General features: G+C 61.4%; 21 protein-coding genes and 1 pseudogene. 13 read left to right on the forward strand and 9 right to left on the reverse strand.

The annotated features are described in order from the left end of the window. Positions 1-306: 306 nt before the first annotated feature. The 3 genes from ACTNBK_RS05190 to ACTNBK_RS05200 all read left to right on the forward strand — a co-directional run bounded on the left by ACTNBK_RS05190 (position 307) and on the right by ACTNBK_RS05200 (position 3,806). The gene (locus ACTNBK_RS05190; RefSeq protein WP_441144219.1) at positions 307-1,554 is read left to right on the forward strand and encodes an SLC13 family permease; all 1,248 of its coding nucleotides are present in this window, start codon (positions 307-309) and stop codon (positions 1,552-1,554) included. 62 nt (positions 1,555-1,616) lie between these two features. Next, positions 1,617-2,816: a CaiB/BaiF CoA transferase family protein gene (locus ACTNBK_RS05195; protein WP_441144221.1), complete on the forward strand. Its 1,200-nt coding sequence runs from the start codon at positions 1,617-1,619 to the stop codon at positions 2,814-2,816. Positions 2,817-2,891: 75 nt separating this feature from the next. Further along, positions 2,892-3,806 (forward strand): hydroxymethylglutaryl-CoA lyase, encoded by a 915-nt coding sequence (locus tag ACTNBK_RS05200; protein ID WP_441144222.1) that lies wholly within the window; start codon positions 2,892-2,894, stop codon positions 3,804-3,806. A gap of 98 nt (positions 3,807-3,904) precedes the next feature. Here the strand turns inward: ACTNBK_RS05200 and ACTNBK_RS05205 are convergent, their stop codons facing one another. The 3 genes and pseudogenes from ACTNBK_RS05205 to thyA form a co-directional block, all read right to left on the reverse strand. Continuing rightward, positions 3,905-4,378 carry a dihydrofolate reductase gene (locus ACTNBK_RS05205; RefSeq protein ID WP_441144326.1) on the reverse strand — a complete coding sequence of 158 codons (474 nt, stop codon included), beginning with the start codon at positions 4,376-4,378 and terminating at the stop codon, positions 3,905-3,907. Between the two features lie 36 nt (positions 4,379-4,414). Next, positions 4,415-4,840: pseudogene (locus ACTNBK_RS05210) on the reverse strand (DUF523 domain-containing protein); the annotation flags it as partial. 12 nt (positions 4,841-4,852) lie between these two features. Continuing rightward, positions 4,853-5,683, reverse strand: coding sequence for a thymidylate synthase (gene thyA / locus ACTNBK_RS05215; protein WP_441144224.1), 831 nt, complete (start codon positions 5,681-5,683; stop codon positions 4,853-4,855). Between the two features lie 93 nt (positions 5,684-5,776). Between thyA and ACTNBK_RS05220 the strand changes: the two genes are divergently transcribed. Then, a complete protein-coding gene (locus ACTNBK_RS05220) occupies positions 5,777-6,313 on the forward strand; it encodes an FUSC family protein (RefSeq protein WP_441144226.1) in 537 nt (178 codons plus the stop codon). A gap of 6 nt (positions 6,314-6,319) precedes the next feature. On the opposite strand, the gene mtaB is transcribed toward ACTNBK_RS05220, so the two are convergent. Continuing rightward, positions 6,320-7,630, reverse strand: a complete 1,311-nt coding sequence (gene mtaB, locus ACTNBK_RS05225) for a tRNA (N(6)-L-threonylcarbamoyladenosine(37)-C(2))-methylthiotransferase MtaB (RefSeq protein ID WP_441144228.1) — start codon at positions 7,628-7,630, stop codon at positions 6,320-6,322. A 151-nt stretch (positions 7,631-7,781) separates the two neighbouring features. Between mtaB and ACTNBK_RS05230 the strand changes: the two genes are divergently transcribed. The 9 genes from ACTNBK_RS05230 to ACTNBK_RS05270 all read left to right on the forward strand — a co-directional run bounded on the left by ACTNBK_RS05230 (position 7,782) and on the right by ACTNBK_RS05270 (position 15,679). Then, positions 7,782-8,018 (forward strand): HPr family phosphocarrier protein, encoded by a 237-nt coding sequence (locus ACTNBK_RS05230; RefSeq protein WP_276857718.1) that lies wholly within the window; start codon positions 7,782-7,784, stop codon positions 8,016-8,018. 2 nt (positions 8,019-8,020) lie between these two features. Further along, positions 8,021-8,599, forward strand: a complete 579-nt coding sequence (gene yfbR / locus ACTNBK_RS05235) for a 5'-deoxynucleotidase (RefSeq protein WP_441144230.1) — start codon at positions 8,021-8,023, stop codon at positions 8,597-8,599. 37 nt (positions 8,600-8,636) lie between these two features. Further along, positions 8,637-8,906, forward strand: coding sequence for an ACT domain-containing protein (locus ACTNBK_RS05240; protein ID WP_294513458.1), 270 nt, complete (start codon positions 8,637-8,639; stop codon positions 8,904-8,906). Between the two features lie 15 nt (positions 8,907-8,921). Beyond that, positions 8,922-10,280, forward strand: a complete 1,359-nt coding sequence (locus ACTNBK_RS05245; protein ID WP_441144232.1) for a PFL family protein — start codon at positions 8,922-8,924, stop codon at positions 10,278-10,280. 267 nt (positions 10,281-10,547) lie between these two features. Then, on the forward strand, positions 10,548-11,072 hold the full coding sequence (locus tag ACTNBK_RS05250) for a nitroreductase family protein (protein WP_441144234.1): 525 nt from the start codon (positions 10,548-10,550) through the stop codon (positions 11,070-11,072). A 130-nt stretch (positions 11,073-11,202) separates the two neighbouring features. Further along, the gene (locus ACTNBK_RS05255; protein ID WP_441144236.1) at positions 11,203-13,179 is read left to right on the forward strand and encodes a methyl-accepting chemotaxis protein; all 1,977 of its coding nucleotides are present in this window, start codon (positions 11,203-11,205) and stop codon (positions 13,177-13,179) included. Positions 13,180-13,367: 188 nt separating this feature from the next. Beyond that, positions 13,368-14,693, forward strand: a complete 1,326-nt coding sequence (locus ACTNBK_RS05260) for a glucose-6-phosphate isomerase (protein ID WP_441144238.1) — start codon at positions 13,368-13,370, stop codon at positions 14,691-14,693. 46 nt (positions 14,694-14,739) lie between these two features. Beyond that, entirely contained in the window at positions 14,740-14,895 is a 156-nt protein-coding gene (locus tag ACTNBK_RS05265) for a hypothetical protein (RefSeq protein WP_441144332.1), read from the forward strand. Positions 14,896-15,265: 370 nt separating this feature from the next. Continuing rightward, positions 15,266-15,679, forward strand: coding sequence for a hypothetical protein (locus tag ACTNBK_RS05270; RefSeq protein WP_227603556.1), 414 nt, complete (start codon positions 15,266-15,268; stop codon positions 15,677-15,679). Positions 15,680-15,989: 310 nt separating this feature from the next. Here the strand turns inward: ACTNBK_RS05270 and ACTNBK_RS05275 are convergent, their stop codons facing one another. The 5 genes from ACTNBK_RS05275 to xylB form a co-directional block, all read right to left on the reverse strand. Next, entirely contained in the window at positions 15,990-16,343 is a 354-nt protein-coding gene (locus ACTNBK_RS05275) for a DUF1667 domain-containing protein (protein ID WP_441144241.1), read from the reverse strand. Next, positions 16,340-17,605, reverse strand: coding sequence for an NAD(P)/FAD-dependent oxidoreductase (locus ACTNBK_RS05280; RefSeq protein WP_441144243.1), 1,266 nt, complete (start codon positions 17,603-17,605; stop codon positions 16,340-16,342). Before ACTNBK_RS05280 ends, ACTNBK_RS05275 begins: the two co-directional genes overlap by 4 nt. Then, positions 17,598-19,043: an NAD(P)/FAD-dependent oxidoreductase gene (locus ACTNBK_RS05285; protein ID WP_441144245.1), complete on the reverse strand. Its 1,446-nt coding sequence runs from the start codon at positions 19,041-19,043 to the stop codon at positions 17,598-17,600. The genes ACTNBK_RS05280 and ACTNBK_RS05285 overlap by 8 nt, the downstream gene beginning before the upstream one ends. Positions 19,044-19,289: 246 nt before the next feature. Then, on the reverse strand, positions 19,290-20,726 hold the full coding sequence (locus ACTNBK_RS05290; protein WP_441144247.1) for an iron-containing alcohol dehydrogenase: 1,437 nt from the start codon (positions 20,724-20,726) through the stop codon (positions 19,290-19,292). A 33-nt stretch (positions 20,727-20,759) separates the two neighbouring features. Further along, on the reverse strand, positions 20,760-22,253 hold the full coding sequence (gene xylB, locus ACTNBK_RS05295; RefSeq protein ID WP_441144249.1) for a xylulokinase: 1,494 nt from the start codon (positions 22,251-22,253) through the stop codon (positions 20,760-20,762). Between the last annotated feature and the right edge of the window lie 37 nt (positions 22,254-22,290).

The following is a 22,290-nucleotide window of genomic DNA, read 5'->3' on the forward strand; positions in this document are numbered from 1 at the left end:
CCGGCTGCGGCAGCATCGCCCAGGATGGAAGCCAGCGGCTTCCATCCTGACCGACGCTCTGATTAACTAAGTTCTACCGTGCAGGTGTCCAGCTTGCACTTGCAATTTGCGTAACGAAAAATACACAGAATGTGCAAACAATCTCTAAAAAGTTGATACAAAATGGAACCCAAGAAAGTTGGCATCCTACTTGCTTTTATATCCGGGCAGAATGGATCCAGACCCAGCGGACGCCGGAAATCCGGCGGTCCCATGGACGGCAGCCAAAGGCCACCGCTGCCGCAAACCATCAAGGAGGAAAAGCATATGGATTTGGCATTGATTTCCTTACTCGTACTGATCGCGGTGATCCTGATCGGATTTTTCCGCAAGATCAACGTCGGTCTGCTGGCCGTCCTGGCCGTGACCATCTTCGGCTCCCTCATCGGGGAGAGCGACAGCTCGATCATCAGCGGCTTCAGCTCCAGTACCTTCGTCATGCTGTTGGGCGTGTCCTTTCTGTGCGCGGTGGGCATCACCAATGGCTCCCTAGAGCTCCTGTCCAAGAAGTTCCTGCAGTTGTCCGGCGGCCACGCCATTGTGGCCCCCATCCTGATCTACATCATTGGTTACGGCATCGCCGCCATCGGCCCGGGCTGCGTCCCCGCCCTGGGCATCGTCTCCGCCCTCTCTCTGCCCCTGGGCAAGTCCACCGGCTATGACTCTGTCATGCTGGCGGTCATCGGTGAGATCGGTTCCTTTGCCGGCCGCTTCTCCCCCATCACTCCCGAGTCGGTCCTCATCCGCTCCCTGGCCGAGCCCCAGGGCATCACCGGTTACCAGGGCGCCGTCCTCATCTACGCCACTGTCACCACTCTGGTGCTGGCCGTAGTCGCCTTTTTCTTCTTCAAGGGCTACAAAATCCACGGCAAGACCAGCGGCGAGCGGGAGCAGTTGCCTCCCTTCAGCCGGGACCAGATTCTCACCCTGCTGGCCTTCCTGGTGGTCATCGTCGCCTGTGCCTTCTTCCAGCGCAACGTGGGCCTCATCTCCTTCGCCGCCGGCATCTTCCTCACCTCCATCCGGGCCGCCGACGAGAAGAAGGTCTTCGGCGCCATCTCTTGGTCCACCCTCCTCATGGTCACCGGCGTAGGCATGCTCATGGAGGCCGTCATCTCTGTGGGCGGCGTGGATCTCATGTCCACCGGCCTGGCCTCCATCATGACCCCCCGGACCGCCGTGGCCATCCAGGGCCTCAGCGCCGGCATCATGTCCTGGTTCAGCTCCGCCATCGGTGTGGTGTGGCCCACTCTGGTGCCCACCGTAGGCGACATCGCCGCCACCGTCGGCGTCTCCCCCAACGGCCTCATCAGCATCATGTGCCTGACTGCCGCCTTCGCCGGTCTGAGCCCCGCCTCCACCGGTGGCGGCCTGATCCTGGCAGCCAACGCCACCGACCCCGAGTTCACCAAGGAGAAGGAAAACAAACTCTTCATCCGCCTGTTCATCGTCTCCGCCCTGATGCTGATCATCATCGTGCTAGCCGCCCTGCTGGGCCTTTACAGCATCCTGTAAGTTCTCCGGCCCTGTTTTGCAGGTTTTCTCTGATACGCAATATTTGAAATGAGGTGTCTTTTATGGATAACAAGAACGGACTTCTGGAGGGCGTCGTGGTCCTGGACCTGACCCGGGTACTGGCCGGCCCCTATTGCGGCGCGCTGATGGCCGACATGGGCGCCACCGTCATCAAGGTTGAGAACCCCAAAGGCGGCGACGACAGCCGCAGCATGGGCCCCTTCATCAACGACAACAGCGTTTATTATGCCAACTTCAACCGCAGCAAGCTGGGCTGTACCCTCAATCTGAAGGAGCCCGAGGCCAAGGAGATTTTTAAAGAGATGGTCAAAAAGGCCGACGTGGTTCTGGAGAACTACCGTCCCGGCACCATGGAGAAGCTGGGCCTGGGCTACGACGTGCTCAAGGAGGTCAACCCCGCCATCATCTATGGCGCCGTCTCCGGCTTCGGCCACACCGGCCCCCTCAGCAAGCGGGCGGGCTACGACATCGTGGGCCAGGCCATGGGCGGCCTGATGAGCACCACCGGCTGGCCCGGCGGCCAGCCCACCCGCGTGGGCACCCCCATGGGCGATGTGCTGGGCGGCCTGAATCTGACCATCGGCGTACTGGCCGCACTCATCAACCGCCAGAAAACCGGCCTTGGTGAGAAGATCGACGTGGCCCTGGTGGACTCCGTGGCCTCCGCCATGGAGAACATCACCATGATCTATCAGGCCACCGGCCGCGTGCCCCAGCGCATCGGCAACCGCTACGAGTCCACCTATCCCTACGACTCCTTCCCCGCCAAGGACGGCAACGTCATCATTGCCGCCGGCAACAACAAGCTCTACGGTATTCTCTGCAACGTCATGGGCCAGCCCGAGCTCAAGACCGATCCCCGCTTCCTGGAGGTCAGGGACCGGGTGGCCAATCACGAGGCCATGCGGGAGATCGTCTCCGCCTGGACTCAGCAGCACACCATTGACGAGGTGGACAGCCTCCTCAACGGCGCCGGCTGCCCCGCCTGCCCGGTGAACACCATCGACCGCATGGTGGTGGACCCCCAGATCGCCGGCGCCCGGGAGATGTTCCCCGAGATTGACCAGCCCGGCATCGGCAAGCTCCACATCACCGCCATGGCCCAGAAGCTCACCCGTACCAAGTCCTACCCCCGCAAGGCCGCGCCTCTGCTGGGCGAGGACAACGTGGAGATCTTTGGCCAGTTCCTGGGCGCCGACCAGGCCCAGCTGGATGACTGGAAGGCCAAAGGCATCATCTGATCCCCTACATCACTTTTTCCCGGCCCTCGGCGGGTACCGCCGCCGGGGGCCGTTTCAAACATAAGGAGCATACACATGAAGAAAAAAATTGAGATCATTGAAGTGGGCCCCCGCGACGGGTTCCAGAGCGTCAAATCCGACTGCTGCCTCATTTCCACAGAGGAAAAGCTGACCGTCATCGATGCCCTCATCGACGCCGGTGTGCGTCACATGGAGTTTACCTCCTTCGTCAGCCCCAAGGCCATCCCCCAGCTGGCGGACTCCGCCGAGGTCACCCGCGCCGCCCTGGCCAAGCACCCCGACGCCGACCTCTTTGCCCTGGTTCCCAACCTGCGGGGCGCCCAGAACGCCTACGCCCTGGGCCTGCGCAAAGTCTGCTACGTAGTCTCCCTGAGCAAGAGCCACAACAAGGCCAACATCAACCGCACCCACGAGCAGTCTCTGGAGGCCTACAAAGAGATCCGCCGGGAGCTTCCCGACCTGGACATCATCGTGGACCTGGCCACCGCCTTCGGCTGCCCCTTTGAGGGCAAGTACGAGGAGCCGGAGCGGGCGGTGGACTTCCTGAAGGACTATGTGGACGCCGGCATGAAGACCTGCTGCCTGTGCGACACCATCGGCATTGCTGACCCTGCCCAGGTCCGCCGCCTCATCGCTGCCATCCAGGCCGCCTATCCCGACCTGGAGCTTATGGTCCACTTCCACGACACCCGGGGCCTGGGCATGGTCAACACCCTGACCGCCATCGACCTGGGCCTCACCAAGGTCCAGTCCGCCCTGGGCGGTCTGGGCGGCTGCCCCTTCGCTCCCGGCGCCTCCGGCAACCTCTCCACCGAGGACCTGGTGTGGATGCTCAACGAGATGGGCTATGACACCGGCATCTCCTTCTCCAAGCTCCTGGCCGCAGCCAAACAGCAGTCCGCCGCCGTCCCCGGCCAGTACAGTGGCCACCACATCTGCATCCAGCAGGAGACCCCCTGCAAGGCCTGATTCCATCTTCGGCTTACGGAACGTCCCCTATCTCTGCGTTCCTGCCCAAGTCATTTTCCCACAAGAACGCCCCGTGAGCATGCTCACGGGGCGTTTGTTTACGGATTCCAGATGCGGCGGTAGGTGTCGTAGCGGAAGGCGAGGCCCTGGTGGTCATAGGGCCCTTCGGTCTCGGCCAGACGCCAGTCCGGGGCGGCATCCAGGTCGGGGAAGTAAGTGTCGGCGGGAAAGGTCCGCCCCAGCCGGGTCACATAGACGGTGTCGCACCAGGGGAGAAGCTGCTCATAGACGGTGCCGCCGCCGATAACGAAGGCGTCCTCCGGCGCGGCGGCCCGGAGGGCCTCCACATCCCGGAAAATCTCCGCCCCTTCCGGGGCAAAGTCCGGGTCCCGGGAGAGGATCAGGTTCCGTCGTCCCGGCAGGGGCCGTCCACCGGGGAAGGTGGCCAGGGTTTTCCGGCCCAGAATGACGGCGTGGCCGGTAGTGAGGGCCTTGAAGCGCTTTAGGTCCGCCGGGATATAGCAGGGCTGGTTCCCGTCCTTGCCGATGCCCCAGGCCGCATCGGCGGCCACAATGGCTTTCCAGTGTCCGCCCCGGAGGAACCCTTCCAGGGCCTCCCCCTCCTCCTCGGTGAAGACGGCCACACCGTTGGCCTTCAGGGCGGCGGCGGCCACCCCGTCCCCGGGCACCCGGGTGCCGGTGAAGGCGCCGTCATAGATGGTGCCGCTGCCGCAAGAGGGGCTGCGGGCCTTGAGCACGGCGCAGGGACAGTCCAGCAGGCGGGCCAGGGCCACGGCCCCCTCCGCCCCCAGGCGGTAAGGCTCCGTCACATCCGCCCCGGCCTTGGTACGGACCTTCTCCTCCACCCGCTCGGCGGGAGGGCGCGGGGTGGGGAGGCCCCCAAGCTGTTCTGGACAGACGGGGACCAGATGGTGTCCGGCAGCCTTCAGGGCGGCCGCTCCCTCCCACTGCTTGCCGGTGCCGTCGTACCGACAGGGCAGGCCCAGCAGGCAAGCCGAGATCAGGATGTTCACGGCGCTCCCTCCTCAGACGGCCACCGGGATCTTTGCCGCCAGGGGCCAGGCCTCATAGCCCTCCAGGCGGAAGCTCTCGGTGGTAAAGTCGTAAAAGTCGGTGACCGACGGGTCCATCCACAGCTTGGGGGCATCGTAGGGCTTCCTGGCGATGATCTCCTCCACCATGGGCACATGGCGGTCATAGATGTGGGCGTCGGCGATGACGTGGACCAGCTCCCCCGCCTCCAGGCCCGACACCTGGGCCATCATGTGGACCAGAGCGGCATACTGCATCACGTTCCAGCCGTTGGCAGTGAGCATATCCTGGCTGCGCTGGTTCAGGATGGCGTTGAGCGTGTGTCCCGTGATGTTGAAGGTCATGGAATAGGCGCAGGGGTAGAGGGCCATCTCGTGGAGGTCGTGGTGGTTGTAGAGGTTGGTGAGAATGCGCCGGGAGGCAGGGTCGTGCTTCAGGTCGTAGAGCACCCGGTCCACCTGGTCAAACCACCCTTCCTTATACTGGTGCTTCACCCCAAGCTGGTAGCCGTAGGCCTTTCCGATGGAGCCGCTCTCGTCGGCCCAGGCGTCCCAGATGTGGCTTTTGAGGTCGTGGACGTTGTTGGACTTCTTCTGCCAGATCCAGAGGAGCTCGTCCAGCGCGCTCTTGAAGGCCATCTTTCGGATGGTCTGGACGGGGAACTCCGCCCGCAGATCATAGCGGTTGACGATCCCAAAGCGCTTGATGGTATGGGCCGGGGTGCCGTCCTCCCAGCGGGGACGCACCGGCAGGTCCGTGTCCCACGTCCCGTGGGCCAGAATGTCCTTGCAGTTATCGATAAAGATCTGATCGGCGTAGCTCACCGGATTCCCTCCTAAATATTTCATTATGGCCTGGATTTTTTCATACAGTATGGTATAATGTCGACACAAAAATACTTTTGGGGGCGAACCATCATGGATGGGCATCCACACCCACATTTCCCCGGCATCGGCCTTCGGAACCTGAAGTCAGCCTTCTCCGCAGCTCTGTGCGCCGCCATCTACTACCTCATTGACCGCAACCCCACCTTTGCCTGCATCGGCGCAGTGTACGGCATGGGCAACGACATGGGCCACTCCTGGCAGCAGGGGGGCAACCGCCTCATCGGCACCATCATCGGCGGGTTTCTGGGGATGGGCCTTTTCTGGCTCTACCTGCTCATGGACCCGCCCGGGGATCAGAGAGTCCTCCTCATCCCCCTCACCTTCGTGGGCGTGGTGGTCCTCATCTGTCTGGCCCAGATGTTCCGCTGGCCCACAGCAGTACAGCCTGGAAGCGTGGTGCTGTGCATCATCCTCTTCAACACCCCGGTGGAGACCTACGTGAGCTACGCCCTCAACCGTATGGTGGATACCGGCGCGGGCGTGGTGGTCTCCATGATCATCAACTATCTCCTTCCCCGGGAGCGGCTGGAGCGCTGGAAGACCGCCCTTCTGTCCCGGCAGGGCTGAGGGGGTTCAAAGCTCTCCCATCAGGCCGCCTTCCTCTCGGCGAAGGATCTTCACCGGCCGCTCCACATTGTGCAGGTTTTCTCCCCGCCCAAACACCTCCACATAGTTGGGGGCGTGTCCCCGCCAGAGTTCCTCCTTCTCCTCCTCAAAGAGGACGGGCAGAGTCTCCCCCACCCAGCTGTCCAGGTAGGCCTCCTCCAGGCGCCGAGCCAGAGCACCGGCCCGGTGGGCCCGCTCCTCCTTTACGGCGTTGGGGATCTGGTCCGGCATCCTGGCCGCCGGGGTGCCGGTGCGCCGGGAATAGGGAAAAATGTGCATGGCTGAGAAGGCACACTTCTCCACAAAGGCCAGGGTGGACTGGAACTCCTCCTCGGTCTCCCCAGGGAAGCCCACGATGAGATCGGTAGTAATTCCGGGGCGGTCAAAATATTCCCTCAGTAATTTAATACTCTCATAATACCGATCGGTATCATATTTTCGGTTCATCCGCTGCAGAACACTGTCGCAGCCCGACTGCATAGACAGGTGGAAGTGGGGACACAGATTGGGCAGCGCCGCCGCCCGGCGGCAGAAGTCGGCCGTGATGGTCCTGGGCTCCAGGGAGCCCAGGCGCACCCGGGTCCCCGCCGGTAGGGCGTGGCACACCGCCTCTACGAGGTCGATGAGGCCGGTCCCGTCCCGCCGCTCGGCCCCCCAGGAGGAGATCTCGATGCCGGTGAGGACTACCTCCCGATAGCCCTCCTGCCCCAGCCGGCGGCACTGTTCCTCCGCCTCCGGGATGGAGAGGGAGCGGATGGGCCCCCGGGCGTAGGGGATGATGCAGTAGGAGCAGAAGTTGACGCAGCCGTCCTCCACCTTCAGCATGGCCCGGGTGCGGCCCTCCAGGCCGCCGGCGGGCAGCACCTCGAAGGTCCTCCGGCGCAGGGCGTCGTCCACCGTCATCCGGGGACCCTCTCCGGCCAGATGGGCGGCCCGGCGGTCCTCCAGGGCGGCCTCCAGATCGTCCAGGAAGGCCATCCGCCCAGCGGTCCCCGAGATGAGGTCCACCTCCAGCTCCTTCACCGCCTCCGGTGCCGTCTGGGCATAGCAGCCGCACACCCCGATGACGGCGTCGGGATTCTCTTTTCTGGCCCGGCGAATGACCTGCCGGGATTTTTTGTCGCTGACCGCCGTAACGGTGCAGGTGTTGATGATGTAGGCATCCGCCCGCGTCTCAAAGGGGACCAGCTCATACCCCCGGGTAAGCAGTTCGGCCTCCATCGCCTGGGTCTCATATTGGTTGACTTTGCAGCCCAGGGTGTAAATGGCGATCTTCATAGTAATACCTCAACAAAAGGGGCAGATTCCGCCCCGATTTCTGGTTGAAATGGCCAAAAATATAGAGGTTCACGGGTTCTTCATTGTTTTTTCCCGCCCACCTCATTATAATGAGCCTATATCATAATAACACACGTGGGGAGGAACCACAATGACAAGCTTTCCTATCCAGCTCACTTCCGTCAGTGACATCAAGGCTTTTGTGGACGCCGCCAGCCGTCTGGACTGCGACGTGGACGTGATCTGCGGCCGCTATCTGGTGGACGGCAAGTCCATCATGGGACTTTTCTCCATTGATCTCTCCGAGCCCATCCAGGTCCAGGTCCAGGGCTCCCAGGCCCAGGCCGACATTTTCAAGGGCGCCATCCAGAAATTCCTGGTCAAGTGACCATGTCCCACAACTTTTTCGCCCTCATCTCCCGGATGCGCTACATCGGCCGCTGGGGCCTCATGCGCAACACCTTCCAGGAAAACATCCAGGAGCACTCCCACATGGTGGCCGTCCTGGCCCACGCCCTGGCGGTCATCCGCCGGGACCTCTTCGGCGGGGATCTGGACCCGGAGCACGCCGCCGTGCTGGCCCTCTACCACGACGCCCCCGAGATCCTCACCGGAGACCTGCCCACACCGGTCAAGTACTATAACCCGGAGATCCGGGAGGCCTACCGTAAGGTGGAGGAGGTCTCCGCCCGTCGGCTGCTGTCCATGCTGCCGGAGGCCCTCCGTCCCGCCTATGAGCCCCTCCTTTTGGAGGACCCGGAGAGCGAGTACCACGCCCTGGTCAAGGCCGCCGACAAGCTCTCCGCCTACATCAAGTGCGTGGAGGAGGTCAAAGCCGGCAACACCGAGTTCCGCCAGGCGGCGGAACAGACCTATCACGTTCTGGAAGCTTCCCCCCTCCCAGAGGTGGCCTATTTCCTCGAGCACTTCCTCCCCGGATTCAGCCTGACGCTGGATGAGCTCCAGTGAGGGCCACCCTTTATTTCTTGAAAGGAACTGATCGTTCATGAAAGCCATCGTCACCGTTTTGGGCAAGGATCAGGTGGGCATCATCGCCGCCGTATGCACCCTGCTGGCCGACAACAACGTCAACGTGCTGGACATCAGCCAGACCATCCTGCGGGAGTTCTTCACCATGACCATGCTGGTGGACGTCTCCGCCTGCAAGCTGCCCTTCACCGTGCTGTCCACCCTGCTGGAGAACGAGGGCTCCAAGCGGGGGCTGTCCATCAAGGTCCAGCGCGAGGATATTTTTGACGCCATGCACAAGATTTAAGGAGGTGTCCCGGCCATGCTCAACAGCAAAGAGATCCTGGATACCATCAGCATGATCGACCAGCAGCACCTGGACATCCGCACCATCACCATGGGCATCTCCCTGCTGGACTGTGCCGATCCCGACGCCGAGACCGCCTGCCGCAAGATCTACGACAAGATCTGCCGCCGGGCGGAAAAGCTGGTCTTTACCGGCGAGTCTATCGAGCGGGAATTCGGTATCCCAATCGTCAACAAGCGCATCTCCGTCACCCCCATCGCCCTGGTGGCGGGGGCCTCCGTGACCAGCGACTACGTCCCCTTTGCCGTAGCCCTGGACAAGGCGGCCAAGACCACCGGCGTCAACTTCATTGGCGGCTTCTCCGCCCTGGTGCAGAAGGGCCTCACCACCGGTGACCGCAAGCTCATTGAAGCCATCCCCGAGGCCCTGGCTACCACCGACCTGGTGTGCTCCTCGGTGAACGTGGGCTCCACCAAGGCCGGCATCAACATGGACGCCGTGGCTCTCATGGGCCGCACCATTAAGGCGGCTGCGGAGCGCACCGCCGAACGGGGCGGCTTTGGCTGCGCCAAGCTGGTGGTCTTCTGCAACGCAGTGGAGGACAACCCCTTCATGGCCGGCGCCTTCCACGGCGTGGGCGAGGGCGACTGCGTCATCAACGTGGGCGTCTCCGGCCCCGGCGTGGTCTGTCACGCCCTGGAAAAGGTCAAGGGCCAGCCCTTCGACGTAGTGGCCGAGACCATCAAGAAGACCGCCTTCCGCATTACCCGCATGGGCCAGCTGGTGGCTCAGGAGGCCTCCCGCCGCCTGGATGTGCCCTTCGGCATCGTGGACCTCTCCCTGGCCCCCACCCCCGCCATCGGCGACTCGGTGGCCCGCATCCTGGAGGAGATGGGCCTGGAGGTCTGCGGCACCCACGGCACCACCGCGGCTCTGGCCCTCCTCAACGACGCCGTCAAGAAGGGCGGCGTCATGGCCTCCTCCCATGTAGGCGGTCTGTCCGGCGCCTTCATTCCCGTCTCCGAGGACGAGGGCATGATCGTGGCCGCCGCCTCCGGCGCTCTCCATCTGGACAAGCTGGAGGCCATGACCTGCGTGTGCTCCGTGGGCCTGGACATGATCGCCGTCCCCGGCGACACCACCGCCGAGACCATCTCCGCCATCATTGCCGACGAGGCCGCCATCGGCATGGTCAACTCCAAGACCACCGCCGTGCGTATCATCCCCGCCCCCGGCAAAACCGTGGGGGACACGGTGGAATTCGGCGGGCTGTTGGGCTCCGCCCCCGTCATGCCCGTCCACCCCTTTGACAGCGCCGACTTCATTCAGCGGGGCGGCCGCATTCCCGCCCCCATGCAGAGTCTGAAGAACTGATTCCGGGCGGCCGCCCCGGGGCCCCATCCCCAGATGGGGCGCGCCGTCAGGCGCGTACAAGCATCTTGCGCAGCAAGATCTTGGCGCAGGCGGAATTCACTTCCGCCGAGCATATGAGGTCACCTTTGGGTCCCCACGGGGACTTGTCTCCGTGGGCTGGCCGCATTCCCGCCCCCATGCAGAGTCTGAAAAACTGACCTTATCTTTTTGATTTTAGCCCCATCAGTATCGCGCTGATGGGGCCTTTTAAAAAACGGGAGGTACATCATGGACGCTATCTTCAACCGCCGCAGCATCCGCAAATTCACCAACGAGCCCCTCACCGACGCCCAGATCGAACGGCTGCTCCGGGCTGGCATGGCCGCCGCCTGTGCCAAGAACAGCCAGAACCGCCTCTTTTTCGTCTCCAAGGGCCAGGGCAGTCTGCCCACTCTTCTCCAGGTCCACCCCAACGCCTTCGCCCTGAAAACCGCTACCGTCGCCATCACCGTGTGCGCCGACCTGCGCCAAGCCGCTCAGGTCGATCCCCTCAATCCCTGGTGGGTCCAGGACTGTGCCGCCTCCATGGAAAATATTCTGGTAGAGGCCGCTGACATGGGGCTGGGCGGGCTATGGATCGGCGTCCACCCCGACCCCAAACGTATCGTGGCTGTCCAGACTGATCTGGCTGCTCCCAGCCACATTCTTCCCTTGGGTGTGGCCGCCCTAGGCCACCCGGATAAGATAAAGGAGCCCATCGATCGCTTTGAAGTAGACAAGGTCTTTTGGGGAACCTATCATGTGGATGCCTAAAATGATTTTTTGAATATTCTTTTGTTCTAAGATGCCCTGACAGAAATTTCTATCGGACCGCCTTATTTTTTTCGAACTGAGTCGAAATGAATATTGTGGTTATCATTTTTAGTCGGGGGGTCCTGTCTGTATGAAAAGTATTCAGAAAGAAATCACCTTCAGCTTCCTGGCGCTGGTACTGGTCGCGGCACTTCTGTGCGGAGGCGTGGGCATTGTTACCAATTTTGTCAGCGCAAACAGTCTCTTGGAGCAGGAGCTCACCGCGACCGCCTCATTGGCCGCCGATCGCGTATCCTATGAACTCACATCTTATAAGAATGTAGTGGAAGCCCTTGGCATGATGCCTCAACTCAGCGACAGCACTGTTACCACTGACGAAAAGCAGGAGCTTGTAGATAACTGGGTGTCTACCTACGACATGGCCCGCGGCAATCTCCTCAACACCTCCGGTGTAAGCCTTTTCGACGGCAATGACTATTCTGACCGCGAATATGTTCAGAAGGCCCTTCAGGGAGAGGTCTGGATCTCCACCCCCACGATCAGCAAGATCACCGGCGAGCTGTCCATCATGGTTGCAGCGCCGGTGTGGCGGAATGGCGTCGCAGGCAGCCAGGTCGCAGGCGTGGTGTATTTTGTCCCTCACGAGACCTTTCTCAATGATATTATGAACACCATTCATACCAGTGAGCATAGCGGCGCCTATATGATTAGCCGGGACGGTACCACCATCGCGGACACTGAACTTGAAACTGTGGCCGTTCAGAACATTGAAACGGAAGCCCAGAGCGATTCCTCCCTCGCCGCTCTGGCTGCCATTCATGCCAGTATGCGAAACGGCGAAAGCGGCTCCGGCCAGTACAAGATCGACGGCATTTCCAAGTGCATTGGCTATGCGCCGGTCTCCGGCACCGACGATTGGAGCATCGCTGTTACCTCCTATACTCAGGATTTCCTGGGTACCACCTATCTGAGCATCATTGTTATTCTCATTCTTCTGGTCCTGGTGATCGCCATCTCCTGCTTCCTGGCGATCCGAATCGCCCGCAGCCTCAGCGGCCCCATCCGCACCTGCGTCCAGCGTCTGGAGCTTCTCTCCCACGGCGACCTGACCACCCCCGCTCCCGAGTTCAACCGCAAGGATGAGATCGGCATTCTCTCCGATGCAACTGCCCGCATCGTATCCACACTGAATGAACTCTTCGGCGATATCGGCTATGTCCTGGGTGAGATGGCTCAAGGCAATTTCAAAGTGACCTCCAGAAATTATGATATCTACGAGGGCGATATCTCCGTGGTTCTGGAATCCATGCGCCACATCATCAAGAGTCTGAGCTCCACCCTGCGTCAGATCGACACCGCCGCGGGACAGGTCTCCACCGGCGCCGATCAGGTCTCTTCCGGCGCCCAGTCTCTGGCTCAAGGCGCCACCGAGCAGGCCAGCGCCATCCAGGAGCTGTCTGCCACCTCTACCGAGATCAACTCCGGCGCCCAGAGCAACCGGGAAATGGCCAAAGCCGCCAGCGACAAAGCCAATATGGCCGGCACCCAGGTGGCCTTGAGCAACACCAAGATGAAGGAGCTCCAGCAGGCCATGGCCGCCATTCTGGAGGGCCATCAGGAGATCGGCCAAATCATCACTGCCATCGAAAACATCGCCTTCCAGACCAATATTCTGGCTCTCAACGCCGCTGTGGAGGCCGCCCGTGCAGGCTCCAGCGGCAAGGGCTTCGCCGTAGTGGCCAATGAGGTCCGCAATCTGGCCGCTAAGTCCGACCAGGCCGCCAAGCAGACCAAAGAACTCATTGAGCACTCCGCCGCCAATGTGGCGACCGGCAGCCAGCTCAGTCAGGAGGTCAGCGCCGCACTGGATGAGACCGCCGCCCTCACCGGTGAGGCGGTAAACCTCATCGGTAATGTGATGAACAACATCGTTTCCGAGGCTGATTCCATTGCACAGATCACCGATGGTATCGAGCAGATCTCCAGCGTGGTCCAGACCAACTCCGCCACCGCCGAGGAGAGTGCCGCCGCCAGTGAGGAGCTCTCCAGTCAGGCCCAGCTCATGAAGAGTCTGGTGGATCACTTCTCTCTCCGTGACGACATCTAACCGTTTTTCTCACACTTCGTTTCTGTGGGGTAAAATCAGATCTTCTTTCCACAGCGCCGGCAGACCCTTCGATATGGGCTGCCGGCGTTTTCTCTTTTTCTCAACCGCACTTTTTCTCTGGCATCGATGGACAGGCTGTGTTATAATGGCCCTAAAGACCACAAATCAAAATCCAGGAGGTTTTCGATATGCTGAAACTTGACCTTTCCAACGCAAGTTCCTTCCTGCCCCAGGACTACCTCTCCAGCCGCATGGAGGCTCTGGAAAAGGCCCGGGTTATGCTGGCTGAGCACAACGGCCCCGGCGGCGACTTCACCGGCTGGGTCCGCCTGCCCGAGGAGTATGACAAGGAGGAGTTCGCCCGCATCCAGGCCGCTGCCAAGAAGATCCGCTCCGACTCCGACGTGCTGGTGGTCATCGGCATCGGCGGCTCCTATCTGGGCGCCCGGGCCGTCATCGAGCTGCTGGACTCCGCGGACCACAAGCTCGCCCCCAACAAGCCTGAGATTTTCTTTGCCGGCAATGGCCTGTCCACCGACGCCATGGGGGATCTCATCGATTACCTGGAGGGCAAGGACTGGTCCATCAACATCATCTCCAAATCCGGCACCACCACCGAGCCCGCCGTGGCCTTCCGGGTTTTTAAGGGCCTGCTGGAGGAAAAGTACGGCAAGGAGGAGGCCCGGAAGCGGATCTATGCCACCACCGACGCCCACAAGGGCGCCCTGAAGGGCCTGGCCGATGCCGAGGGCTACGAGGAGTTTGTGGTACCCGACGCCGTGGGCGGCCGGTACTCCGTCCTCACCGCCGTGGGCCTTCTGCCCATCGCCGTGGCCGGTGTGGACGTCGAGGCCCTGATGGCCGGTGCCGCCGAGGCCATGAACACCCTGGCCCAGCCCGGCGCCGACAACATCGCCTGGCAGTATGCCGCCGCCCGGAACGCCCTCTATGACGCCGGCAAGTCGGTGGAGCTGCTGGTGGGTTATGAGCCCGCCTTCCGCTTCTTCGCCGAGTGGTGGAAGCAGCTCTACGGCGAGAGCGAGGGCAAGGAGGGCAAGGGCCTCCTCCCCGCCAGCGTGGAGTTTACCGCAGATCTCCACTCCATGGGCCAGTACATCCAGCAGGGTCAGCGCATCCTGCTGGAGACCGTGGTGAAATTCAGCAAGTCCCGCCGCACCATTACCATCCCCAATGACCCTGATAATGTGGATGGCCTCAACTTCCTCAGCGGCAAGCCCCTTCAGTTTGTGGCCGAGCAGGCCATGCGGGGCACCCTTCTGGCCCATGTGGACGGCGGCGTACCCAACCTGGTGGTGGAGGCCGATGCCCGGGACGAGCGCACCGTGGGTCAGCTCATTTACTTCTTTGAGTACGCCTGCGGCCTGAGCGGCTATCTGCTGGGCGTGAATCCCTTCGACCAGCCCGGCGTGGAGGCGTACAAGAAAAACATGTTCGCTCTCCTAGGCAAGCCCGGCTATGAGGTGCAGAAGGCCGCCTTGGAGGCACGGCTCTAAGCTTGTACGCCTCCACACCAAGCGTTTTGCCGCAGGCAAAACCTTGATGCCGGGCAGATTCACTCTGCCCGAGCAGATGGAATCTGCGGGGCCCCCACGGGATGGCACATCCCGTGGGGAGGCGTATAAGAAGAACATGTTCGCTCTCCTAGGCAAGCCCGGCTATGAGGAGCAGAAGGCCGTCTTGGAGGCACGGCTCTAAGAACCCGACTGGTCCCGTGGCTTGCCCAGGCAGACCTGCACAGCGGGCCCGGCGCTTTTGCGCCGCACAGGCTCCGCTCGCCGGAGCCTGCCGCAGGCGGGATTCATTCTCGCCGAGGATGTGAGATCCACGGGGCCCCCGCGGGATGGCACATCCCGTGGGGTATGAGCAGAAGGCCGCCCTGGAGGCCAGACTCTAAGTATACATTTTTTCCCGGCACGGCTGGCAGAAAAGCGCCTAAATGGAAAGGGATACCGCCGTGAATTTTTCGTGAACTTGTGTAAATGAGTTGAAATTCCGGCTTAAAAATGGTAACATAGGGACATAGGCCGGAGGACCGCTCCGGCGGACAATGTAAGGAGTGATCGATATGGTTAGAGTGATCATGGGGGTCAAGGGCACCGGCAAGACCAAGCAGATGATCGAACTCATCAATACCGCAGTCCAGAGTGAGCACGGCAACGTGGTGTGCATTGAGCGCGGGCCCAAGCTGACCTATGACATCAATTATAAGATCCGTCTGGTGGAAGCCAGCCACTACGATATGAAGGATTACGAGTTCCTGAAGGGCTTCGTCAGCGGCCTGTACGCGGGGAACTATGATATCACCCACATCTTCATTGACAGCCTCACCAAGATTGTCCCCAGCGAGGCCACCGACCTGGCCGTGGAGGACTTCCTGGATTGGCTCAACGACTTCGGTGAGGACAACAACATCAAGTTCACCGTCACCATCAGCGCCGACTCCTCCCTGGCCAGCGACGGCGTTAAGAAGTACTTCTGACCCGCTCCTTTGGGCAGATCCGGTCCCCTGGGCCGGTCCCGGGAGATCATAAGAGCGGAAAAACCGCTCCCCCCAACCTGAGCCCCATTTTGTGCGGACAGTACCAAAGAGACCCCTGGTAGGAAATAATGAACTTTAAGCGGAGAGACATCGTGCTAGCGGTGCCTCTCCGCTTTTTTACTGGACTGGTCACCTCTTCCCTGGTCCCACTTTTTATCCAAAGGCTAATATTTTGCTTTCCGATCAAAATGTAACAGGCTGTCGAAAAAGTAAAAGAGCTTTTTCGACAGCCTATTTTTGTGTATCCCGGTCAAATTTTTGCCATGGTTCTGGTCGCAATCAGCTCCACACCCGTACCGGCCAGGTCCTGGCAGAGGACTTGGCCGGCATGCACCGGCGCCTCCACCTGAATTTGGTTGATGGCGTCCATAGCCGCAGGGATGGTCTGTTTCGGAATGGGGCCATTGGTGCGTACAGGCAAACGGCGGTGGGCGCCGCCCTGTAATACTACCGTGCTCGTCAGCGTCCTAACAGGGTAACGGAGTTCCTGAACACCATATTCGGCCCCTCGCGGGCAGGCATTGCCTGTCACAGCATAGTCCCGCTCCTCATCCACCTGCAGATGGCAGCCTCTGGGACATACAATACAGATCAGTTCTTTCATGTATGGCTCACCTCCTGAACCGATACTGTGAGCATACCCGTAGAACCGGTGATGGCCGCCTGTGGCAGGACGATGTGCTCCATCTCGCCGGGAGCCATTCGTTGTCTGGAAAAGCGGGCAACCTGTGTGCCGGCCTCATCGGTAACCGAGATCACGCTCTCGCCCAGGATCCGATCCACCCGGAAAAAGAGATCGGCCTTCTGCGCGTCGGAATGGAGCTTCTGCGGAACGGTATACTTGACCGCCGGACCACAGTGTAGCGGCCGGACTGCCCCTCCGGCACTGGTCCCGAGCACATAGTCAGCCGCGGCGGCTCCAGCCCGCTCGCTCTCATCCGAGACGAAATCCACCAGATCGTGGACATGGACCACATTGCCACAGGCAAAAATACCCGGAATGCTGGTCTCCATATTTTCCGTTACAATGGCGCCTGAGGTATGGGGATCGATCTGGATACCTGCCTGGCGGGTCAGCTCGTTTTCTGGAATCAGTCCCACACTAAGCAGCAGCGTATCGCAGTCGAAGATCATCTCGGTGCCGTGAATGGGCTTCATGCCCTGGTCCACCTGACTCACCACTACCTGCTCTACCCGGTTGTGCCCGCGGATATCGGTCACAGTATGGCTTAGGTAGAGGGGAATATCGAAGTCATGGAGACACTGGACGATGTTGCGGGTCAGTCCGCCGGAATAGGGCATGGCCTCCACACAGGCCAGCACCTTGGCACCCTCCAGGGACATCCGCCTAGCCATAATGAGACCGATGTCACCGCTGCCCAGGATGACCACTCTGCGGCCCACCATGTAGCCCTCGATGTTGAGGTAGCGTTGGGCGGTCCCGGCTGTAAAAATACCAGCCGGGCGCTCTCCGGGGATGGAAATGGCCCCTCTGGTCCGCTCCCGGCAGCCCATGGCCAGGACCACGCTCTTGGTCTCCAAGACCTGATAGCCCATCTGGTTGATGCAGCACACCTTGTGTGCCGCTCCACCCTGCCCCGGTACGATCTCCAGCACCATCGTATTGGTCTGCACCTGTACCTGCGTGTCAGACAGCATATCCAGGAAGCGCTGGGCATACTCAGGCCCGGTGAGCTCTGTGCGGAAGCGCTGAAGGCCAAATCCATTGTGGATGCACTGGTTCAGAATGCCCCCCAGCTCACTGTCCCGCTCGCAGATCAAAACATTCTTCAGCCCACACTCCCAGGCCTTGTACGCGGCGGCCAGTCCGGCCGGCCCACCGCCCACAACGATTACGTCATACATGGGACATGACCTCCTTCGTCTCACCGGTAATCAGGTAGGTGCCGGGCTGATCCATCAGGATCTCCTCGGGCGGAACGCCCAGCTCCCTGGCCAGGATCTCGTGGACCCTTGGGGAACAGAAACCGCCCTGGCAGCGTCCCATGCCGGCATTGCACCGGCGCTTGACGCCATTGATGGTGCGAGGTGGGATGGGGGTGCGCAGTGAAGCCAGGATATCCCCCTCCGTGATGGTCTCACAGCGGCAGATGACCCGTCCATAGCTGGGATCCCGGCGGATCAGCGCAGATTTCTCCTCCTCCGGAAGCTCTTTGAAGAGCACGTGGGTCCGGCTGTCGTCAAAGTGAGCCTTCTCCCGCAGCGCGCAACCTGCCTTATCCAGGAGCTCCGCCAGATAGCAGCCGATGGCCGGCGCACTGGACAGGCCAGGGGACTTGATACCCGCCAGGTCGAAAAAGCCCGGCGAGGTGGGGCTCTCACGGATGATGAAGTCCGACTGGTTGCTGTTGGCCCGCAGGCCGGCAAAATTCCGGATGTTTTCCCGCAGATTGAGCCCTGGAACCGAACAGAGAGCCCGTTCCCGGACAAAATCCAGACCGGCCCGGGTGGTCCCCAGGTCGAAGCGATCCATCACGGATTCGGCGTTGGGGCCCACGATCAGGTTTCCGTGGATGGTGGGAGAGACCAGGACCCCCTTGCCATTCTGGTTGGGGCACTGGAAAATGACTCTGGATACCTGCTGCCCCTGGGACTTGTCCAGCAAGTAGTACTCTCCGCGGGCGGGCTTGATACAAAAGTCCGGCTCTTCCAGAAGGCCGTGGACCTGGTCGGCAAAAATACCGGCGGCATTGACCACATAACGGCTCTTCCAGACCCGCTCGCCGGAGCAGACCTCGTATCCGTCCTCCACGGACCGGATGGCAGTCACGGGGGATTCTAGGAAGAGCTCCACGCCGTTTTTGACGGCCACCTCCGCCATGGCCAGCGCAAATTCCCACGGGTTTACGATCCCCGCCGTGGGCGCATAGAGGGCGCCTTTTACCGCTTCGCTCAGGTTGGGCTCCAGGGCTCTGGTCTGCTGCCCGTCCAGAATGGACAGCTCCGGGACCCCGTTGGCCTTGCCGCGGAGGTAGATGGTCTGGACGGTGTGCATGTCCTCGTCGTCAAAGGCCAGGACAAGGCTGCCAATCTGGGCGTAGGGCACCTGCAATTTTTTGCAGATCTCCGCCGCCATGCGGCTCCCCTCGACATTCAGTTTGGCCATCAGGGTGCCGGGTTCCGGATCATAGCCAGCGTGGATGATGGCGCTGTTGGCCTTTGTGGTCCCGTCCGCCACATCGTTGCCGGCCTCCAGGACGGCTACGTTAAGCTGATAACGGGAGAGCTGATACGCGGTGGCCGCGCCGACGACTCCACAGCCGATAATGATCACGTCATACATGTTGATAGACCTCCATTTCCAGGTGGATGGGCCCCGTCCTCCGCCGCACCCGTTCTCTCTGTCACACGGAGGGGAGCCCTCTCCATCCTCAATATATCCGCGCGGGGATGCGGCGCAGGCTCCTCCTCAAAGAGGGCCGGACCTGTGATGAGCGCGCAAGCTCCGGTTTGGGCAGAGCCGCCCGCCGGCCGGCAGGAGACCGGCCCGTGGGCGGCTCATACCCTTTTCGCACCGGACAGACCGTGCTTACAGTCCGGCGTCCAGTTCTTCCGCTCTCTGAATGAGCCGCTCGATGAAGGATTCGTTCCACCAGCCGATGTAGTAGAGGAGGTCCGACAAGGTAAAGCGGTTGCGGTAGAGATGGCAGTCCCGCAGCGCCCAGCGGGCGGTGTCGGGATCGATGGGAGGCGTCATCTGCCTATACCGGGTGGGCGCCCCAGCGGCATGCATCTGCCGGCACAGGTACTCCGGGCTGACCAGGTGCTGCTTGATCTCTGCGGCAAACTCGTCCCAGTGCGCCAGCAGGTCCTCAAAGGCGGGGCGGACAGCCTTCCAGCTGGCCAGCTTCTTCTGGTAACCACTCCAGCACTCGTCGGCGGTGGACTGGGCAATCCAGCCGAAGGCCTTCTGCACTTCGCCATGCATCTTCTCTTCGTCGGGATAGCAGGCCTCCAGATCCACCTTGGCGGGATCGAACTCCGCCATGAGGATCTCCCAGGCAATGGCGGTGAAGATGGTGCCCACCGCCACCTGGGCACCGTGGAAGGCCACGTCTCTATTCTGCTTGTCCGCCGACATGTCCAGCAGGTGGGTGATAATATGCTCCGTGCCGGAGGAGGGGCAGGATTCTCCCGCGATGCCCATGGCCAGGCCGCTGAGGGTGAGCACACGGGCCAGCAGCTGGAAGGTGCTCGGATCCCGCTCCGCCAGCTTGCCAGAGGCGTCCAGGAGCTCGGTGTTCTGCTGGCGCAGAATGTCGCAGGAGGGGTCGTTGTAGGTGTTGTTCATACCCAGACGGTAGGCCAGATACCAATCCACCGGGGCCGTCCATGTGGCCATCACATCCCCATATCCAGCCAGATTTCGCTCCATGGGGGCCTGCCGCACCACGTCCAGATCCACCACCAGGACCGAGGGGTACCGGGTGGGAAGGGAGCTCTTCACGCCGTTTTTCAGCATGATGGAGATTCCGTCGGAGAAGGCGTTGACCGACAAGGCGGTCTGGACAATGATCAAGGGCATCTCGTCACTGACGGCGTGAGAGGCATCCTTGCACAGATCAGTGACCGTTCCGCCGCCGATGCCCACCACGCAGTCGGCCTTGTGTTCCCGGATGGCCTGCTGGATCTTTTGGCTTTCCTCGTCCACGGCATGGAGCACATGGTCGTGGTTGTCCAGCACCAGCCAGCGCACGTCATAACTGCGACTGAGGAGGAAGTAGATCTCTTCCTTCAGGCTCCGCTCTCCGCGGTAGTAAGGGGTGGCGTCGGTGACCATCAGCACCTTGGGTCCTTTGGCATGCTCCCGGACGATGTCAGGGAGGAGCTCAATGGCCTGATGCTGGATATAGATGCGGTCCATCTGGATGGGGCAGAGCTTATGCTCCGGATCGTTGTCCGCCAGGGCCTGGCGCAGGGCGTCCAGGTCACAGGGGTCGGCATAGACCAAACGCTGGTCTGCCATTTGGAAAACCTCCTTTCAAGGCGTAAACACAGATTACTGATTGTAGCACTGATCGAAGAAGGGCTCCATGGCGGCGTAGCAGGCCCGGTAGCGGCCGTAGGCCTCGTCGTAGGCGGCCTTCTTTGACGGGTCGGGCGTATAGGTATCGCCAAGCTCCACCATTGCTTCGGCCGCCTCGTCCAGGCCCTTGAAGTTGCCCTCAGCCACAGAGGCCAGCATGGCAGCGCCGATGGCGGCGCCCTCGGGGTTCTTGGTGCAGGTCATCTCCTTGCCCAGCAGGTCGGCCTTCATCTGGCACCACAGGGGGCTCCTGGTGCCGCCACCCACGATGCGCACCTGGGAGCAGTCCATGCCCATCTCCTCAAAGCGGTCGATATTGTCCCGCAGGCCGAAGGCAATGCCTTCAAAGACAGAGCGGCAGATGTCATCCATAGTGTGGCTGAGGGTCAGTCCGGTGAACGTGCCCCGGGCGTTTCCGTTCCAGGTGGGGGTCATGGCGCCCTGCATGCAGGGCAGGAAGATAATTCCGTTAGAGCCCACCGGGGACTCCTTAGCCATAACATTCATGATGTCATAGTTGTCCAGGCGGACCACAGTGTCCCGGAACCAACGGGTGGAGCCGCCGGAGACAAAGCCAGGGTTCTCGATGAGCCACCAGCGCTGGTCGGCGTGGGCGTGGGTTTCCACCAGATGGCCCAGGGTGTCGAAATAGGGCTTGTCGGCCACCGCGGCCACCGGCTCGGCGGTGCCGGTGATGTCGCACACCATGTTGGGTTTTACCAGGCCGGCACCCACGCAGGCGGCATGCTCATCGCCACTGCCAATGATGACCTTGGTCTTAGGGGAGAGACCCAGCTCAGCGGCGATCTTGGGAGAGATGGTCCCCACCACGTCCTCAGCCGCACCGATGCGGCCCATGAGCATGGGGTCCACGCCCACGGCCTTTGCCATCTCATCGTCCCAGCACTTCTTGGACACGTTGTAGAGCATGGAGGAGGAGGCGTTGGAGTAATCCACGCAGTTCTCGCCGGTGAGCCAGCGGACCATGTAGCCTCCGGGCAGGAGGATGTTCTGGGCCTTCTCAAAGACGGCGGGCTCATTGTTCTTGATCCAAAGCAGCTTGGGGGCCACATGAGAGGAGTCCAGGTTCAGTCCGGTCAGGGAGAAGACGCGTTCCTGGGAGATGCGGGTACCGATTTCCCTGGTCTCAACCTCGGCCCGGCGGTCCAGCCAGATGAGGGCGTTCCGGAGAACATTGCCGTTCTTGTCCACCGGGACGGCACCGTCCACCTGGGAGTCAAAGCCAATGGTGCCGATTTCCTCGGGATCAATACCGGACTTCTCCAGCAGTTCAGCAATGATACACCGGAACGAGTGAAGCCAGTCAGCCGTGTTCTGCTCGGCCCAACCGGGGTTGGGGTAACTGGGGTCGTGGCTGTGGGAGGATTCCGCCACAGTCTTTCCTTCAGGATCGATCAAGAGACCTTTCATGCTCTGGGTGCCGAGATCAACACCGATAACGTACATGTATTGTCACCTCCGAGTAAATTTCACTGGGTGTTTC

The sequence above is a fragment of the Intestinimonas sp. HCP28S3_D6 genome, assembly GCF_052065695.1.
GTDB lineage: Bacteria > Bacillota > Clostridia > Oscillospirales > Oscillospiraceae > Intestinimonas.